Raw genomic sequence first — 17,767 nt, forward strand, 5'->3', positions numbered from 1 at the left:
CGGCTGCGCCCCAGGGCGTCGGGGCGTCTCGCGTCAGCCGGTCGGGGCCTCAGCCGGTGGCGCGGGGCCGCGTGCTCACCGCGGACAGCGGCATGGTGACGTCCTCGAGGGACTTGCCCTCGGCGTCCACCGCGAGGAACGCCGCCACGACACCGCCGATGACCATCACCGCCGCGCCGATGAGGTACCCGATGAACAGCCGGGTGACCGACGGGTCGTCGAGGCTGCCGATGAGCGCGCTGTAGAGCAGGGGAGCGCCCGCCCCGCAGAGCTGGGCGATGGCGAAGAAGATGGCGATCGCCTGGGCGCGCACCTCCATGGGGAACAGCTCGCTCGCGGTGAGGTAGCCCGAGCTCGCACCCGCCGAGGCGAAGAAGAAGATGACGGCCCAGGCGATGGTCTGGGTGACCGCGTTGAGCACACCCGCGTTGAAGAGCACGGCGGTGATGGCCAGCAGGACGCCCGAGAGCAGGTACGTCCCGGCGATCATCTTCTTGCGGCCCCAGGTGTCGAAGAGGTGCCCGAGGGCGAGCGGACCGATGAAGTTCCCCAGCGCGAAGCCGATCAGGTACAGCGGCGTGTTGCTGGCCGCGACGCCGTAGTACGCCGTGAGGACCGTCGTGTACGTGAAGAAGATGGCGTTGTAGAGGAACGACTGCGTGATCATCAGCGTGGCGGCGAGCGTGGCGCGCTGGGGGTAGGTCTTGAAGAGGACCTTCGCCAGGGTGACGTAGCCCTGCGCCGGGGCGGGGCGGACCTCGATGGCCTTGGAGCCGTCCACCGGCGCCAGCTGCTGGCCGCTGTCCTCGACCTGCCGCTCGATGGCGGCGATGTTGTCCTCGGCCTCCTGCTCGCGGCCGTGCATGAGCAGCCAGCGCGGGCTCTCGGGCAGGTGGCGGCGCAGGAAGAGGATGGCGATGCCGAGCACCGGGCCGATGAGGAAGGCCACGCGCCAGCTCCAGCTCACCGGCATGGTGTCGAGCAGGAGGTAGGTGCCGAGCGTGGCGATGATCGAGCCGGCCCAGTAGGTGCCGTTGACGCCGATGTCCACCCGGCCCCGGTAGGGCGCCGGCATCATCTCGTCGATGGCCGAGTTGATGGCCGCGTACTCCCCGCCGATGCCGGCCCCGGCGATGAACCGGGTCAGGTAGAGGAAGACGAGCCCGGAGGTCTCCCCGTTCCACGTCAGGGCCGTCAGCGCGTTGCCGCCGAGGTAGACGGCGAGGGTGAGCATGAACAGCTTCTGGCGCCCGAGGGCGTCGGAGATGCGCCCGAAGACCAGCGCGCCCACCACCTCGCCGACGAGGTAGACGGTGGCGATGAGGCCGGTCTCGGTGACCGACATCCCGAGGGCGGCCTTGTCCTGGAGGATCGGGTTGAGCGACCCGGCGACGGTGATCTCGAGCCCGTCGAGGATCCAGGCGGTCCCCAGCGCCATGATCATCCGGGTATGGAAGGGGGCCCATCGCAGGCGGTCGATGCGTGCGGGGATCAGGCTCCTGATGGAGCCCGCGGTTCCCGGTGCTGCAGGACGTGCGGTGGCCATCGCTCTCCTCCTCCGTGCCGCGTCCTCGACGGCGGCGCGACGCTACGCCTGGTTGTCGTCGGCAACCAGTCGAGGGCGTCGGTGCGGGTCACCCGGGTGGAGCAGTCGTCGCGGCGCCCCCCTGCGGCTGGCGCCGGAGGCCGTGTAGTGTCCGTGGAGTCGAACAGGAGTTCGACCAGGCCGACCTTCCCCGGCCTGCTGCCCCGCGGAGCACACCGCGGGCCGGCCCGGGGAGGAGCGAGGTGCCGCCGTCACAGCAGCCCTTCACGCACCTGCACGTCGCCTCCGGCTGGAGCCTCCAGCACGGCACCGACACCCCGGCCGCGCTCGTCGAGCGCGCCGCCGCTGACGGCCAGCGGGCCCTCGCCCTCACCGACCGCGACGGGCTGCGGGGCGCCGTCAAGCACGCCGTCGCCTGCGCGCAGGAGGGCGTCGTCCCCCTGCTGGGGATGGACCTCGCCGTCGAGCCCAGCGGCCTGCTCGAGCAGGGACGGGACCAGCAGGGCAGGACGCCCGTGCGCGGCGGAGCCGCCGTGGACGCGCGGCTGCCGCGCGTCGTCGTCCTCGCCCACGGCTCCAGCGCCTCCCTCACCGCGGCAGCGGGCTGGACGCCCGACCCGGGCGACCCGCCGCTGCCGACCGGTGCCGGCTGGGCCCGCCTGTGCCGGCTGTCGACCGCCGCGCACACCCGCGGCGAGGCGCCCGGCTCGCTGAGCGCCGTCGGCGGACGGCGCGGCACCCCGGTGACCACGCTGGCCGAGATCGCCGAGCACGCCGTCGACCCGGCCTCCGGGGCCCCCGCGCTCACCGTGCTGCTCGGCCCGGACAGCGAGGTGGGCCGCGCCCTGCTGGCCCGCCGCCCCGACCTCGCCCGCGCGCTGCTGGCCCGCTGGTACTCCGCCCTGCCGCTGGGCTGCCTGGCGGTGGAGGTGGTCTGCCACCTCGGCGCCGAGGGCACCCCCGCCAGCCTCGGGCACGCCGCGCGCACCCTGGCCCTGGCCCGGGAGGCCGGCGTGCCCGCCGTCCTCACCAACGCCGTGCGCCACGCCGGCCCGGAGGGCGCCGCCACCGCCGACGTGCTCGACGCCGCCCGCCGCCTGGTGCCGCTGGCCAGCCGCCACCTCGACCGGGCCACCGGTCACGGCTGGCTCAAGCCGGCCGCGGCCATGCGGGACCTCGCCGAGCGGATCGCCACCGCCGCCGGCGCGACCCGCGCCCGCGAGGCCGGCGGCGCCGCGCAGCTGCTGGCCGACACCGAGCGCCTCGCCGCCCGCTGCCACCTCGACCCCCGCGCCGACCTCGGCATCGGCGGGGTCCACCTGCCCGAGCCGTGGCTGGTGGCCGGACCGTCCGTGCGCACCGTGGAGGACGCCGGCGCCGTGCTGCGCGCCCGCTGCGAGGCCGCCGTCCACACCCGCTACCCGGGCGCCTCGCTGGCGCACCTGCAGCGCGTGCGGACGCGGATGGACGAGGAGCTGGGCGTCATCGGCGCGCTCGGCTTCCCCACCTACTTCCTCACCGTGGCCGAGGTCTGCGACCTCACCCGGCGCCTGGGCGTGCGCGTGGCCGCCCGCGGCTCCGGCGCCGGCAGCCTGGTCAACCACCTGCTCGGCATCTCCGGGGTCGACCCCATCGCCCACGGCCTGCTCATGGAGCGGTTCCTCACCACCGCCCGGGCGGAGCTGCCCGACATCGACGTCGACGTCGAGTCCGCCCGCCGCACCGAGGTCTACGACGCCGTGCTGGCCCGCTTCGGGGGAGACCGCGTGGCCGCCGTCTCCATGACCGACACCTACCGGGTGCGCCACGCCGTCCGCGACGTCGGCGCCGCCCTCGGCATGCCGCCCGGAGAGGTCGACGCCATCGCCAAGGCCTTCCCGCACCTGCGCGCCCGCGACGTCCGCCACGCCCTGCGCGACCTGCCCGAGCTGCGCGCCTCGGGCCTGGCCGACCCACGCCTCGACCTGCTCTACGACCTCGTGGAGAGCCTCGACGGGCTGCCCCGCCACACCGCGCTGCACCCGTGCGGGGTGCTGCTCTCCGACGCCGGCCTGCTTGACCGGACCCCGGTGCAGCCGTCCGCCACCAGCTTCCCCATGAGCTCCTTCGACAAGGACGACGTCGAGGTCATGGGCCTGCTCAAGCTCGACGTGCTGGGCATCCGGATGCAGTCGGCGTTCGCGCACGCCACCCGCGAGGTGGAGCGGACCACCGGTGAGCGCATCGACCTGGACGCGCTGCCCCTGGACGACGAGGACGCCTTCCGGCTGGTCCGCTCCGCCCGCACCCTGGGGTGCTTCCAGATCGAGTCGCCCGGACAGCGCGAGCTGGTGGGCAAGTTCGCCCCGCAGGACTTCGCCGACCTCGTCATCGACATCTCCCTGTTCCGCCCCGGGCCGGTGAAGTCCGACATGGTCACGCCGTTCCTCATGGCCCGGCAGGGCTGGCGCGCGCCCGACCACCTGCACCCCCGCCTGCGGACGGCGCTGGAGCAGACCTGCGGGGTGGTGGTCTTCCACGAGCAGGTGCTCGAGATCGTCGCCGAGACCGCCGGGGTGAGCCTCACCCAGGCCGACGAGGTCCGCCGGGCGCTGGGCACCCGCGACGGGCAGGCCGAGGTCGAGACCTGGTGGCGGCCCCGCGCGCTCGCGGCGGGGTTCACGCCCGAGCAGGTGCAGCGGATCTGGGAGGTGCTGGCGGCCTTCGCCTCGTTCGGCTTCTGCAAGGCCCACGCAGCGGCGTTCGCGCTGCCCACCTACCAGTCGGCGTGGTTCAAGGCCCACTGGCCTGCGCACTTCCTGGCCGGCGTGCTCACCCACGACCCGGGCATGTACCCCAAGCGCCTCATCCTCGACGACGCCCGCACGATGGGGATCGCGGTGCTCCCGCTCGACGTCAACGCCTCCACCGGCGAGTACCGGGTGGAGCCGGTGGCCCCCTGGGACCAGCCGCCGCCCGCGGTGCTGCAGCAGTTCCCCGCCGGACCGGGGAAGGACGACGACGAGCGCCCGCGGCCGGCGCCCGCCCAGCCCCCGCGCTGGGGCGAGCGGGAGGCCTCGGAGCGGTACGGCCCGTTCGCCAGCCGCTACCGCCTGGACGCCGCCGTGCCCGACGGGCGCGACTGGGGCATCCGGCTGTCGCTGGCCGAGGTCAAGGGCATCAGCGACGCCGAGGTCGCGCGCATCGTCGCAGGTCAGCCGTACCACTCGCTGTCCGACCTGTGGAACCGCGCGCGCCCGTCCCGCCCGGTGCTGGAGCGGCTCGTGCTCACCGGGGCGCTCGACGCGGTCTACGGGCTGGGGCTGACCGCGCCCGTGCGCCGCCGCGGCGTGGTGACGCGGCGCGACCTGCTGCTGCAGGTGGCCGACCTCGACCGGCACACCCGTGCGCTCGAGCGGGGCGCCGCCCGCGCCCGCCCCTCGTCGTCCCGGTCCCCTCGCCGTGATCATGGGAAGTCGGCCACCTCGGCGGCGGCCTCGTCCGAGGACGTGCAGCTCGCGCTCGACCTGGGCGACGCCCCCGGCGACGTCGAGCCCTCCGGCCTGCCGGAGATGACGCCCGCCGAGCAGGTGCGCACCGAGCTGGAGGTGCTCGGCCTGGACGCCAGCCACCACGTGGTCGCCGCGTACGGGCCGATGCTCGACGCGATCGGCGTGGTGCGCTCCAGCGCTCTGCGCGAGCAGCACTCGCGGAGCGACCTGCTGGTGGCGGGGGTGAAGGTGGCCACGCAGACCCCGCCGATCCGCTCCGGGCGGCGCGTGGTGTTCCTGACCCTGGACGACTCCACCGGCCCGGTCGACGCCACCTTCTTCGAGGACGCGCAGGGCCCGTACGCCTCCACGGTGTTCGGCTCGTGGCTGCTCGTGGTGCGCGGGGAGCTGCGGCGCACCGGCCCGCGCGGCGTCTCGCTGCGCGCCACCGGCGCGTGGGCGATGCCAGCGCTGTGGCGGGTGTGGTCCGAGCACGGGGTGGACGGCGTGCGCCGCGTCATGGCCGGCCAGCCGGCCGCCGGGTACGGCTCGGCGGCGGTGGCGGGGGCGGCGGCGTCCCGGTCGAGCCGGCCGGTCATGGCGCCCTCGCGGGTCATCGGTCAGGGCCGCGACGACGGCGCGGTGCCCGGGATCGACGCCGGCCGCTCCGGTCCCGGCCAGCGCGACGGGCGGTACGCGGGTGCAGCCTCGCGGGAGGCCGCGGCGCAGGAGGAGGCCGCGGCTGCGGCGGCCGCCAGCGGGCTGCCGGTGGGGGACCGGCCCGGCGCCGGGCGCACCGCCGACGACGCCGCGCGCCGCGCCGGCGGCATGGGAGGGGCCTCGCCGCGGCGGGTGTTCGTGCACGCCAGCGGCTTCCTGCTCTCGCCGTACGCCGACGTCGCCCCGCCCGGCAGCGACACCCGCAACACGCGGGTCTCCGCCGCCTCGGCCGCCGACGACGGCGGTGGAGCGCCCGAGCGCTCGGCCGACGACGCCCTCGAGGACCTCCTCGAGACCGAGCGCGGTGCCGGTCGAGGGGCGCCGCGCAAGCTGTGGCACTCCAGCTCCGGGAGCGCCGGGTGGTGACCGCGGTGCTCTTCGCAGCCGCCCGCGCCCGTCGTCGTCCTCCTTCTCTTCTCGCACTTTCCGCGGGAAGTGCGAGAAGGAGGGGCCCTGGAAGCGCACTTTCCGCGGAAAGTGCGAGCAGGGGAGCGGGCGGGGGTGGGGGCGCGTGAGCCGGAGCCAGCTCGACCGGGCGAGCCTCGACCCGGCGGTGGCGGCCTCGGTGGCGGGTCTGCGCGAGCACACCCGGGGCGACGCCAGCGACGGCTGCACCGTGCTCCACGTGGACATGGACGCCTTCTACGCCTCGGTCTCCCTGCTCGAGCGCCCCGACCTGCGCGGCAAGCCCGTGATCGTGGGCGGTGGGTCCAGCCGCGGGGTGGTCCTGTCGGCCACGTACGAGGCGCGGCGCTCCGGGGTCCACTCCGCGATGTCCATGAGCCGCGCCCGCCGCCTGTGCCCCGACGCCGTGGTCCTGCCGCCCGACCCCGACCGGTACGCCGCCGTCTCGGCCGCCGTCGTCGCCCTGTTCACCTCGGTGACCCCGGTGGTGGAGCAGCTGGGCATGGACGAGGCCTTCCTCGACGTCTCCGGCGCCGTCCGCCGCTACGGCTCCCCGCTGGAGATCGCCACCGACCTGCGCGACCGGGTGGCCGACGAGCAGGGCGTCACCTGCTCGGTGGGCCTGGCGACGACGAAGGCCGTGGCCAAGCTCGCCTCCGGGCGCGCCAAACCCGACGGCGCCCTCGTGGTGCCGGCCGACCAGGTGGTGCCGTTCCTGCACCCGCTGCCCACCAGTGCGCTGTGGGGCGTGGGGGAGAAGACCGAGCAGGCCCTGGCCCGCCTGGGCCTGCACACCGTGGGGCAGGTGGCGCACACGCCGTCCGCCACGCTGCGCCGCGCTCTCGGCGACGCGCTCGGCACCTCCCTGCACGAGCTCGCCTGGGGCCGCGACCCCCGCCCGGTGGTGGCCAGCGCGGCCGTGGCCGAGCGGAGCACCGGGGCCCAGGAGACCTTCGCCGTCGACGTCGACGACCCCGAGGTGGTGCTGCGCGAGGTGCTGCGGATGTCCGAGCGGGTGGCCCGCCACCTGCGCCGCGACGGGCACGTGGGCCGCACGGTGGTGCTCGTGGTGCGCTTCGCCGACTTCACCACGGTCACGCGCTCGCGGACGCTGCGCGAGGCCACGGACTCCGGGCGTGACGTCTACGCCGCCGCGGCGGCCCTGTGGACGGCGATGGGCCTGCAGCGCGCCCGTATCCGGTTGGTGGGGGTCCGCGTGGAGGGGCTGGTGGACGCCGAGCGGGTGCCACGCCAGCTCCGCCTGGACGAACCGGAGCGCGGGTGGCGCGAGGCCGACCGGGCCGTGGACGCGGCGAGCCGGCGGTTCGGCAGCGGCGTGGTGACCCCCGCGTCGCTGCTGCTGCCGCGCCCCGGTGGGCAGGGCCGCGCACCGGCGGGAGGAGCCTCCTGATGATCTCCGCCAGCGTGGTGCTCGTGGTGACAGTGGTGCTGGTGGGACCGTGAATGCGGTGTTGCGCACAGGTTGCGCCCACGGCGGCAGACTGGCTTTCCCCTCCCCTTGACGGCGCCTATCCTGAGACCCCGGAGTGATGACCGCAGGAGGTCGCAGTGCCGCTGTCTGAGCACGAGCAGCGTCTGCTGGAGCAGATGGAGCAGCAGCTGCTCTCCGACGACCCCCGATTCGCCTCGACCATGCGCGGCCCCCGCCGCCAGGGCGGGGGGAAGCGCAGCGTGGTCGTCGGCGTGGGTGTCGCCGTCGCCGGTCTGGCGGCGCTCGTGGCCACCGTGATCCTCATCCCCGCCGAGCACCGCGGCTGGGTCTACGGCATCGGCGGTCTGGCTTTCCTCGTGATGCTCGGCGGCATCCTCTACGCCGTCTCCGGCGCAGGGGGTGGCGGTGAGAGCGGCCCGGTCGGCGTGGTCGGCGCCGACGGGCGCACCGCCCCGCGGCCGCAGGCCGGGCACCAGCGCCCGGGCAGGCCCCGCCGCCAGGGCACGTTCATGCAGCGCCTCGAGCAGCGGTGGGACCGCCGCCGCGACGACCGCTGGGGCTGACCCCCAGCCCGCACGCTGACGTCGAGAGGCCCGTCCCCACCGGGGGCGGGCCTCTCCGCGTGCGCGCGGTCGGGCGGGTGCCGGGTCACTGACCGGCGGCTCGCGCCCGCACGCCCCGTCCCGCACTCGGGTGCGCGAGTGCGGGATGGGGGGTGCGTGAAGGCGCACTGGGGTGCGCGAGTGCGGGATGGGGGGTGCGTGAAGGCGCACTGGGGTGCGCGAGTGCCGGACGGGGGAACGCAGGGTTCGGGTCAGCCGCGGCGCAGCAGCGCCCGGCCCCAGCGCCTCAGGTGCGCCACCCCCGACGGCGGCAGCAGGCGCCAGCGCCACGTGGCGGAGCCCGGCCGCTGGGCGACCACCGCGCCGACCACCTCGCGCACGTCCTCGGCCAGGGCCGTCGAGCCGCTCGAGCCGCCGGCTCCGTAGCGGGCGCCCTCCACCGCTCCCACCAACCGGGCCACGGCCGGCGCCTGCGCGCTCGGCCCGTCCTCGTGGCGCAGCCCCGCCTCCAGCCGCGCCCCCACCTGGCGCGGGGTCTGGGACGGTGGCAGCGCCACGCCCAGGTCGCCGATCTGCTCGACCAGGTCCGCCCAGGCCGCCTCGGCGCGCGCCGCGTCGGTCCCGGCCCTGCTCCAGCGCCGCCGCCGCACCAGCGACCGGCTGGCCAGGGGCGCAGCCAGGACGCCGAGCACGAGCGCGAGGACCACCAGCAGGCCCGACCACGGCACCTGCGCCTGCTCCTGCTCACCGGCGACCGCGCTGGTGGTGGTCGGCGCCGCCGAGGCGGTGGTGGAGGAGCTGGAGGGCGCCGCCGTCGCGCTCGACCCGTCGACCGGGGCGGTGGGGGTCAAGGGCGCCACCGGCGCCTGCGTCCACGACGGGGCCGTGCCGGTGCGGGCGCCCGGCGTCGGCTCGAAGCGCACCCACCCCGCGCCCTCGAAGTACAGCTCGGGCCAGGCGTGGGCGTCCTGCAGGGTCACCTGCCAGCTGCCGTCGCCGAGGGCGGCTCCGGGCAGGAACCCGACCGCCACCCGCGCCGGGATGCCCAGCGTGCGGGCCATCACCGCCATCGCCGAGGCGTAGTGGACGCAGTAGCCGGTCTTGTCGTCGAGGAAGTCGACCAGGGCGTTGGCCGTCCGCGGCTCCGGGGCGTCGAGGGAGTAGGTGAAGCCGCCGGTGCTGCGGAACCAGTCCTGCAGCTCGCTGGCCTGCAGGAACTTGTTGGTCTCCCCGCCCACCACGTCGAGCGCGGTCTGCCGCAGCTGGGCCGGGAGGTCCTGGGGGAGGGCGGTGTAGCGCTCCGCGACGTCGGCGGGCGCGTCCGGGGCGTCCCTCAGCTGCTCCGGCGTCGGGTCCACGGCCGCCTGCGTCACGTCGTAGCGCTGTCCCTGCTGCGTGACCGTGCGGCCCTGGGCGCGGATGTTGAGGGTGCTCGTGTCGACGACCCAGTCGCCGTCGACCTGCACCCCGGTGGCCGGGTAGGGCGTGGGCAGCCACTGCTGGCGCAGCGCCTCGACGGTGAAGCGGTACGTGACGTCGGTGCGCGGGGTGTCCTCGGCGAGCCCGGGGACGGCGGGCATGCCGTCCCGCAGCGCCCGGGTCTGCGCGGGGTCGATGGTGGTGGGGCGCCAGACCTCGCCGGTGAAGTCGTCCACGGTGACGATGCGCAGCGGCGACGGCGTGACGGCTGACGTGCGGTAGCTGAGCACCTCCGCGGTGCCCTGGCTCTCCAGGTCCGAGCGGAGGTCCAGCAGCGGGTTGACGGAGTTGGCGGCGGCGCCGCCGATGCCCTGGCCGTTCCCGCCCACGAGCACCACGGAGGTGGTGCCGGGCACCAGCGGCGGCACCGCCACGGACGCCACCAGGGCCACCGCGACGACGGCCACGGCGCCCGCCACCCCCGCCAGGCCCACCCCGGACCCCCGCGACCCGCGCGACCCGGCGGCGCCGGAGGCGGGGCGGCGCTGCTGCACGCGCCGTCCCCAGGCCGCGGCGCGCGAGCCGGCGTCAGCGGCCACGAGCAGCAGCCACCCGGCCACGGCGAGGGCGAACCACCCCCACGAGACCCCTCCGGGAGCGAACACCACCGCCACGGCGTGGACCGCGAGCAGCACCGGCCCGGTCAGCGCGGGGGAACGCAGCACCACGGCCACCACGTCGACGACGACGGCGACGGCGCCCGCGCCGGCGGTGACCAGCAGCCTCAGACCGGGCTCGCCGGTGACCGGCGCCGCCTGGCCCTGGACCACCTCGCGGCCTTCGAGCACGAGCGCCCACAGCGCCCGCAGCGCCTCCGGGCCCGGCAGCAGCCCGAGCACCGCCTGACCGGGGACGAACAGCACGCACAGCACCACGAGGAGGGCCACCGGCTGGGCCAGCGCCCCGGCCCAGGACGGCAGCCGCAGCGCGGAGGCCGCGGCGCCGGTCGCCGAGACCACCGCCACGGCGAGCACCACCTGCACGTACCAGGCCGCGCCCTGCACCACCAGGTGCAGCCCTGCCGCGGTGGCCAGCACCGCGACGGCGGCGGCCAGCCGCAGCCGACCGGTCGAGCTCATGAGGCGATCCCTCCAGCAGCTCCGGCCGCGGCGGCGCCGGCGGCGGCAGGTTCCCGGGCGCGCAGCCACGCGTCGGCCAGCGGCTCCCCCTCGGACAGGTCCAGCACGGCCCAGCCCGCGCGCAGCAGCGCCTCCACGGCGCCCGGCGCCGGCGCCTGCACGAGCACCACGAGCGCCGCGGTGCGCCGGCGCACGCCGGTGGCCCCGGCGGCCTGCACCCCCGCCACCATCTCGGCGTCTGCGCGCGACAGGGCACCGGCCACCAGCGCCAGCACGCCGTCGCGGGTCTCGGCGCTGCTGCGCCCTCCCCGCACGGCGGCCAGGGCGGCGGTCAGCGAGGACTCCTCGCCGAGGTCGGCCAGGGCCAGCGCCTCGAGCAGCCCCTCGCGGCCGGCAGCCCCGGCCAGCGGGACGGACGGCGGGCCGAGCTCGAGGTGCACGGCAGCCCCCGCGTCGTGCAGGGACACGGCCAGCGAGGCGGCGGCGGAGACGGCGCGCTCGAAGGCGTCGGCACCGGGCTCCCCGAAGGCGCCGGGGCGGCGGTCGAGCACCACGGCGCCGCGGCGCTGCCGGGGCTGCTCGTCCTGGCGGACCATCAGCTCGCCGCGGCGGGCCGTCGAGCGCCAGTGCACCCGGCGCACGTCGTCGCCGGGGCGGTACTCGCGGGTGCTCATGCCGCGCTCTCCCGCGGCGACGCCCGCGCCGCCGCCCACGTCGTCGCCGCCCTGGCCGGTGAGCAGCGAGGTGGCGCCCGGCACGGGCTCGGTGGCCGGCAGGACCAGCACGTCGTCCCTGCCGCCGGAGCGCGCCGGCAGCTCGCACAGGCCCAGGGGGTCGGTGACGCGCACGCGCAGCGGGCCGAGCCGGTGGTGGCCGCGGCGCGGGGGGACCGCCGAGTACGCCACCGCGGCGCGGCCGCCGGGGGGCAGCGGGTCGACGGTGAAGCGGGGGGCGCGCGACCAGCCGGCGGGCAGGTGGTCCTGCGCGAGCAGCACCGGGGTGGGCACGCGGCCCGGGTTGCGCAGGTCCAGGCGCACCCGGCAGGGCTGCCCGACGACCGCCCGCGAGGGGGTGGTGGAGCGGCGCACGCCCAGGGCTGTGCTGGCCAGCGCCGCCAGCCCCAGGGAGACCAGCGGGAGCAGCAGGGCCAGCAGCGCCACGCGCAGCACCGCCTGCTGCCCCTGCCAGAGGCCCACCGCGCCGAACGCGGCGCCCGCCGCCAGCAGCACGCGGCCCCGGCGGGTCAGCCCGAGGGACCGCACCGCCCGCGCGGCCCGACCCGCCCGACCCGCCACGGCGCGGTCAGGCCCTCGCGGAGCTGGGCACGGGCACCCGCTGCACGAGGTCCACCAGGACGTCCTCGGCGGTCCGCCGCACCGCGGAGGCCTCGGGGGAGAGCACGAGCCGGTGGGCCAGCACGGGCACGGCGAGGGACTGCACGTCGTCGGGGAGCACGTGGTCGCGCCCCTCGAGCACCGCCACCGCCCGCGAGGCGCGCAGCAGGTGCAGGCTGGCGCGGGGCGAGGCGCCCAGGCTGACCGCGGGGTGCGTGCGGGTGGCCGTGACCAGGTCGAGCAGGTACTGCTGCACGGCCGGCGAGGCGTGGACGGAGGCCGCCGCGGCGATGGCCCGCCGCAGCTCGCCGGGGTCGCTGACCGGCTCGAGGTCCGTCAGCGGGTCCCGCGCCCCGTGGGACCCGAGCATCGCCAGCTCGCTGGCCATGCTCGGGTAGCCCATGGACACCCGGGCCATGAACCTGTCGCGCTGGGCCTCGGGCAGCGGGTAGGTGCCCTCCATCTCGGCGGGGTTCTGCGTGGCCACCACCATGAACGGCCGGGCGAGGGTGTGGGTGGTGCCGTCCACCGTGACCTGGCGCTCTCCCATGCACTCCAGCAGCGCCGACTGCGTCTTGGGGGAGGCGCGGTTGATCTCGTCGCCGACGACGACGTGCGCGAACACGGGCCCGGGCTTGAAGTCGAAGCGGCGCGACTCGGCGTCGTAGACGCTGACCCCGGTCAGGTCGCTGGGGAGCAGGTCGGGGGTGAACTGCACGCGCCGGACGGTGACGCCGGTGGCCCGGGCCAGGGCCTTGGCCAGCATCGTCTTGCCGACCCCGGGCACGTCCTCCACGAGGAGGTGGCCCTCCGCCAGCAGCACGACGAGGGCGGTGCGGACGACGTCGTCCTTGCCCTCGACCACCTTCTCGACCGCATCCCGGATGCGGCCGAGGACGTCTCGGACGTCCGCGATGCCGCCCTCGGCATCGCGCACGCCCCACGGGAGGGGGATCGACACGGTCGAACGGTACGTCACGCCCCTGACCACCGCAGTCCGTCGCTGATCACCGCCTGCCGGGCCCGAGGGCGCCGACCTGGCCGGGGGGCGCCGGGTGGGGCGAGAGGCCCCGTCGGTGGAGCGGAGTGGAGTAACGTGGAGGCATGCGGAGCGCGGGAGGGCCACGCTCGCGAGCGGGGGAGGTGCCGACCCGTGTTCGTCGGCACGCACACCCCGCGCCTGGACGACAAGGGGCGCCTGCTCGTGCCCTCGCGCTACCGCGAGGCGCTGGCCGGGGGCTTCTACCTGACCCGCGGCCAGGGGCCCTGCCTGCACGCGTACCCGAGGGCCGAGTTCGAGCGGCGCGTCGAGGAGCTGAGGGCGGCCACCGCCACCAACCCGGCGCTGCGGGACTACCTGCGGGTCATGCTGGCCGGCGCGTCCGAGGAGGAGCTGGACAAGCAGGGCCGCTTCACGCTGCCGCCGGTGCTGCGGACCTTCGCAGGCCTGGACCGCGAGGTGGCGGTGGTGGGCGCCGGCGAGCGGCTGGAGGTCTGGGACGAGGCCTCCTGGCGCGAGCGCTTCGCGCAGGCGGAGGCCGCCTACGACCTGGTCACCCTCGACGACCTGCCGGGGCTGCTGTGAGCCGCCGCTGAGCGCCGGCTGACGACGCCGGCGCCACCGCACGGCCAGGCCTCCAGCCGCTCCTCGCGTCCTGACGCACCTTCCCCGGTGTCAGGCCGCGCGGGCCACTTCCCCGGCCCGTCGGAGCGGATGGGGACCTGGCCGTGCGGCGTGCCGGGCCGGATGTCCGCGGAACGGCGCCCCGGGCGTGCACGATGGGTGGGGCGCTGCCTGACTCGTCACTTGAGTCACAATCGTCCCATCAGTAGCGTCATGCACCAGCCGGTACCGGCTGCCGACGGGAGGAGCGCACGTGGACGACGTCCTGCCCGCCCCCGTCCCCGCTGAGCGCTCCCCGGGCGAGCGGCACGTGCCCGTGCTCCTGGACCGGTGCGTCGAGCTGCTGGCCCCGGCGCTGCAGCCGCGCGAGGACGGCTCCGCCCCCGTCGTCGTCGACACCACCCTGGGCATGGGCGGCCACAGCGAGGCCCTGCTGGAGCGGCTGCCCGCGGCGCGCCTCGTGGCCGTCGACAGGGACCCGCAGGCCCTGGCCATCGCCGGGGCCCGCCTGGAGCGCTTCGGGGACCGCGCCACCCTGGTCCGCGCCGTCTACGACGAGCTGCCGGAGGTGCTGGCGGACCTGGAAGTCCGCGAGGTCCACGGCGTGCTCATGGACCTCGGTGTCAGCTCGCTGCAGCTGGACGAGGTCGACCGCGGCTTCTCCTACGCCCGCGACGCCCCGCTCGACATGCGCATGGACCCCACCTCGGGCCCGACCGCGGCCGACGTGCTCAACACCTACGACGCGCGGGACCTGTCCCGCGTGCTGCACGTGTACGGCGAGGAGAAGTTCGCCCGCCGGATCGCCGACGCGGTGGTGCGCGAGCGCGCCCGCGAGCCCTTCTCCGGCACCCTGCGCCTGGTCGACCTGGTCCGCGACTCCATCCCCGCCCCGGCCCGCCGCACCGGTGGCAACCCCGCCAAGCGCACCTTCCAGGCGCTGCGCATCGAGGTCAACGGAGAGCTCGACGCGCTGCGCGGCGCCGTGCCCGCCGCCCTGCAGGCGCTCGCCGTGGGCGGCCGGCTGGTGGTGATGAGCTACCAGTCCCTCGAGGACAGGATCGTCAAGCAGGCCCTCACCGCCGCCACCACCAGCAGCGCCCCGCCGGGCCTGCCCTTCGAGCCGCCCGAGCACGCCCCCCGCTTCCGCCTGCTCACCCGCGGCGCCGAGCGCGCCGACGAGGCCGAGCTGGCCGCCAACCCCCGCTCCGCGCCGGTCCGCCTGCGCGCCGCCGAGCGGGTGCGCCCCGGGAGCGCGCCGGCTCGCGGGGGCCGCGCATGAGCCCGTCGGCCCGCTCGACGACGACGAGCGCGCCCGCGCCGGACGCGACCGCCCCGCGCGAGCGCGGGAGCGCGCCGCACGCCCCGCGCCCCGCTCGCGGCGTCCGGCGCCCCGTGGCCCGGGCCGCGCGCCCCGCCGCCCGCGCTCCCCGCGCCCCGAGGGCGGCCACCCGGGCCGCCGCCCCCGTGGCGCCCGGTCGCGGCCGCGGCCGGGCGCGCACCGTGGTGCTGTGCGGCGCGGTGCTCGTGGCCTCGCTGCTCGTGGCGCTGTGGACCAACATCGCGCTGTCGCGCGGCAGCTACGCCGAGCACGACCTGCAGGCGCAGCAGACGCTGCTGGCCGAGCAGGAGCAGGCGCTCACGGAGCACCTCCAGCAGGTGAGCTCACCGGGAGCGGTGGACGAGCGCGCCCAGCAGCTGGGCATGGTCCGGGCGCCGCAGCGCGCGTGGCTGGTGCTGGAGGCCCCGCAGGAGCAGGCCGTGGTGGGCGACCCCAGCGCCGCGCCGACGCCCACGCCGTCCACCTCGGGGACCCAGGCCCCCGCGGGCGGGCAGCGGTCGGCCACCGCCACGCCGACCTCCTCGGCCGCTGCCGCCGAGCAGGGCGCGGTCGACGCGGACGCCGGCGACGACGCCGACCCCTCCGCCGACCCCTCGGCCGACACCTCGGCGAGCGGCTCGGCCGGCCCGTCCGCGTCGCGGGCGTCCAGGAGCGCCTCGCCGAGCACCGGGAGCACGCCGTGAGCCCCGCCCCCCGGTCCCCGCAGCGACCGGCGGCCCGGTCCACCGGCACCGCGGCCCGCACCGGCACCGCAGCCCGCACCGCCGCTCGGACCGCTGCCGCCGGCGCGGGCACCGGCACGCTGCCGCGCACGCCCGCTCGCACCGCCGCGGGGACCGGCACCCGGACCGCCGGCCGCACCAGCGCCGCGAGCGCCGTCCGCGCGGTGCCCGCGAGCCGCACGGCGAGGACGGCGAGGCCAGCGGCCCCGCCGCGGCCCCAGGGGCCCCCGCGCCCGAAGGCCCGCCGCGGGGTGCGCGCCGGGACGCCGGAGCGCCGCACCGCCGTCGTCGTCGTCCTCCTGCTGGTCGTGGCGGCCGTCTTCACCGGGCGCCTGCTGCAGGTGCAGGCCCTCGACACCGGCCAGCTCGCCGAGCTGGCCCTCGAGGAGCGCCTGGTCAAGGTCACCGTGCCCGCCGTGCGCGGCACCATCACCGACCGCGACGGGAACGTGCTCGCCGAGAGCGTCGAGCGGTTCAACGCCACCGCCGACCCGAGCCTGTTCTCCGGGCCGACGAAGGAGTCGAAGAACCTCCTGACGCCGGCCGAGGCCGCGCCGCAGCTGTCACCGCTGCTGGGCGTCCCCGAGGACGAGCTGGTCACCCTGCTGACCCCGCGCAAGACCGCCGCCGGCAAGGACGTCCAGTGGACCTACCTCGCCAAGGGCCTCACCCCGGAGCAGTGGCGCGCGGTGCAGGCGCTCGGCATCCCCGGGATCTTCTCCGAGCCCGACGAGGAGCGCGCCTACCCGGCGGGCACCACCGCGGGCAACCTCGTCGGCTACGTCGGCAAGGACGGCACCGCCCTGGCCGGGCTGGAGCTCGCCGAGGACGGCGTCCTCACCGGCACGGACGGCGAGCTGCTCTACGAGCGCGGCGCGAGGGGCCAGCGCATCCCGCTGGGGGAGTCCAGCAACACCCCCGCCGTGGACGGCGCGGACGTCCGGCTCACCCTCGACGACGACATCCAGTTCTACGCCCAGGGCGCTGCCCGCGCCCAGGCCGAGGCCACCGGCGCCGACTGGGTCTCCGTGGTGGTGATGACCAAGGACGGGCAGGTGCTGGCCCTGTCCGAGTCCGGCTCCATCGACCCGGCCGACCCCGGTGCCACCCCCGAGACCGAGCGCCACAACCGCTCGCTGGAGGACACCTTCGAGCCGGGCTCCACCGGCAAGCTCATCACCGCCGCGGCCGCCATCGAGCAGGGGCTCGCGACGCCGGAGACGCGGCTGACCGTGCCCGACACGCTGAAGCTGCCCGGCCGCGCGGGCTCGGTGCGCGACTCCCACTCCCACGACCCGCAGAAGCTGACCTTCGCCGGGGTGCTGGCCGAGTCCTCCAACGTCGGCACCATCGAGGTGGGCCAGCAGCTGTCGGTGCAGCAGCGCTACGACTACCTCAAGGCCTTCGGGATCGGGGACGAGCAGCTGGGGCTGCCCGGGGAGACCCGCGGCATCCTCGCCAGCCCCGAGGAGTGGGACGGTCGGACGCAGTACAACGTGCTGTTCGGCCAGGGCTACGGCGTCAACGCCCTCCAGGCCGCCCAGGTCTACGCGACCATCGCCAACGGCGGGGTGCGCATCCCGCCGCACATCGTGGCCGGCACCACCGCCCCCGACGGGACCTACACCCCCGCCGCCCCCACCGCCGGCACGCGCGTGGTCAGCGAGAAGACCGCCCACCAGGTCACGAACATGCTCGAGGGCGTCGTCACCTCCGACGGCACCGGCCTGAACGCCGCCGTCCCCGGCTTCCGGGTGGCCGGCAAGACGGGCACCGCCCAGGACCTGCCCGCGACGAGGGCGACGGGCGAGCCGCAGTACACGTCCTCCTTCATCGGCATGGCCCCCGCCGACGACCCCCAGCTCGTGGTGGCCGTGATCGTCCAGCACCCGAAGACCAGCCACTACGGCGGCACCGTGGCCGCCCCGGTGTTCTCCGACGTCATGGGCTACGCCCTCGGCAAGGAGGGGATCGTGCCCAGCGGCGCCCCCGCCCAGCTGCCGCCGCTGACCTGGCAGTGAGCGCGCGAG

The 17,767-nt window shown here is 76.6% G+C and carries 11 protein-coding genes; 7 read left to right on the forward strand and 4 right to left on the reverse strand.

Going from position 1 to position 17,767, the window contains the following annotated elements; genetic code table 11:
- Positions 1 to 49: 49 nt before the first annotated feature.
- Complete coding sequence (locus FHN55_RS15490) at positions 50 to 1,444, reverse strand: MFS transporter (protein WP_139713229.1); 1,395 nt, start codon at positions 1,442 to 1,444, stop codon at positions 50 to 52.
- 344 nt (positions 1,445 to 1,788) lie between these two features.
- Between FHN55_RS15490 and FHN55_RS15495 the strand changes: the two genes are divergently transcribed.
- The 3 genes from FHN55_RS15495 (at position 1,789) to FHN55_RS15505 (ending at position 8,157) form a co-directional block, all read left to right on the forward strand.
- Positions 1,789 to 6,102, forward strand: coding sequence for a DNA polymerase III subunit alpha (locus FHN55_RS15495; RefSeq protein WP_139713230.1), 4,314 nt, complete (start codon positions 1,789 to 1,791; stop codon positions 6,100 to 6,102).
- A gap of 145 nt (positions 6,103 to 6,247) precedes the next feature.
- Entirely contained in the window at positions 6,248 to 7,552 is a 1,305-nt protein-coding gene (dinB, locus tag FHN55_RS15500) for a DNA polymerase IV (protein ID WP_257571044.1), read from the forward strand.
- Between the two features lie 158 nt (positions 7,553 to 7,710).
- Complete coding sequence (locus FHN55_RS15505; RefSeq protein ID WP_139713231.1) at positions 7,711 to 8,157, forward strand: DUF3040 domain-containing protein; 447 nt, start codon at positions 7,711 to 7,713, stop codon at positions 8,155 to 8,157.
- Positions 8,158 to 8,408: 251 nt separating this feature from the next.
- Here FHN55_RS15505 and FHN55_RS15510 read toward each other — a convergent pair whose 3' ends face one another.
- Genes FHN55_RS15510 through FHN55_RS15520 form a run of 3 tightly spaced genes read right to left on the reverse strand, consistent with a single transcriptional unit; the run spans position 8,409 to position 13,010 of the window.
- Positions 8,409 to 10,715, reverse strand: a complete 2,307-nt coding sequence (locus FHN55_RS15510; protein WP_139713232.1) for a DUF3488 and transglutaminase-like domain-containing protein — start codon at positions 10,713 to 10,715, stop codon at positions 8,409 to 8,411.
- Complete coding sequence (locus FHN55_RS15515; protein WP_139713233.1) at positions 10,712 to 11,977, reverse strand: DUF58 domain-containing protein; 1,266 nt, start codon at positions 11,975 to 11,977, stop codon at positions 10,712 to 10,714. Before FHN55_RS15515 ends, FHN55_RS15510 begins: the two co-directional genes overlap by 4 nt.
- Positions 11,978 to 12,017: 40 nt before the next feature.
- The gene (locus FHN55_RS15520) at positions 12,018 to 13,010 is read right to left on the reverse strand and encodes an AAA family ATPase (protein ID WP_373995744.1); all 993 of its coding nucleotides are present in this window, start codon (positions 13,008 to 13,010) and stop codon (positions 12,018 to 12,020) included.
- Between the two features lie 192 nt (positions 13,011 to 13,202).
- Here FHN55_RS15520 and mraZ point away from each other — a divergent pair, with 192 nt between their 5' ends.
- The 4 genes from mraZ (at position 13,203) to FHN55_RS15540 (ending at position 17,758) form a co-directional block, all read left to right on the forward strand.
- The gene (mraZ, locus tag FHN55_RS15525; RefSeq protein WP_139713234.1) at positions 13,203 to 13,634 is read left to right on the forward strand and encodes a division/cell wall cluster transcriptional repressor MraZ; all 432 of its coding nucleotides are present in this window, start codon (positions 13,203 to 13,205) and stop codon (positions 13,632 to 13,634) included.
- 292 nt (positions 13,635 to 13,926) lie between these two features.
- Positions 13,927 to 14,955: a 16S rRNA (cytosine(1402)-N(4))-methyltransferase RsmH gene (rsmH, locus tag FHN55_RS15530; protein ID WP_257571046.1), complete on the forward strand. Its 1,029-nt coding sequence runs from the start codon at positions 13,927 to 13,929 to the stop codon at positions 14,953 to 14,955.
- The gene (locus FHN55_RS22820) at positions 14,952 to 15,698 is read left to right on the forward strand and encodes a hypothetical protein (RefSeq protein ID WP_180357873.1); all 747 of its coding nucleotides are present in this window, start codon (positions 14,952 to 14,954) and stop codon (positions 15,696 to 15,698) included. Before rsmH ends, FHN55_RS22820 begins: the two co-directional genes overlap by 4 nt.
- Positions 15,695 to 17,758 (forward strand): penicillin-binding protein 2, encoded by a 2,064-nt coding sequence (locus FHN55_RS15540; RefSeq protein ID WP_139713235.1) that lies wholly within the window; start codon positions 15,695 to 15,697, stop codon positions 17,756 to 17,758. The genes FHN55_RS22820 and FHN55_RS15540 overlap by 4 nt, the downstream gene beginning before the upstream one ends.
- Positions 17,759 to 17,767 lie beyond the last annotated feature (9 nt).

The organism is Streptomyces sp. NP160 (assembly GCF_006335115.1).
GTDB lineage: Bacteria > Actinomycetota > Actinomycetes > Actinomycetales > Quadrisphaeraceae > Quadrisphaera.

Excerpts from the sequence above, each read along its gene's own strand:
- FHN55_RS15490 (WP_139713229.1), bottom strand. The coding sequence starts at position 1,444 with ATGATCATGGCGCTGGGGACCGCCTGGATCCTCGACGGGCTCGAGATC.
- FHN55_RS15510 (WP_139713232.1), bottom strand. The coding sequence starts at position 10,715 with ATGAGCTCGACCGGTCGGCTGCGGCTGGCCGCCGCCGTCGCGGTGCTG.
- FHN55_RS22820 (WP_180357873.1), top strand. The coding sequence starts at position 14,952 with ATGAGCCCGTCGGCCCGCTCGACGACGACGAGCGCGCCCGCGCCGGAC.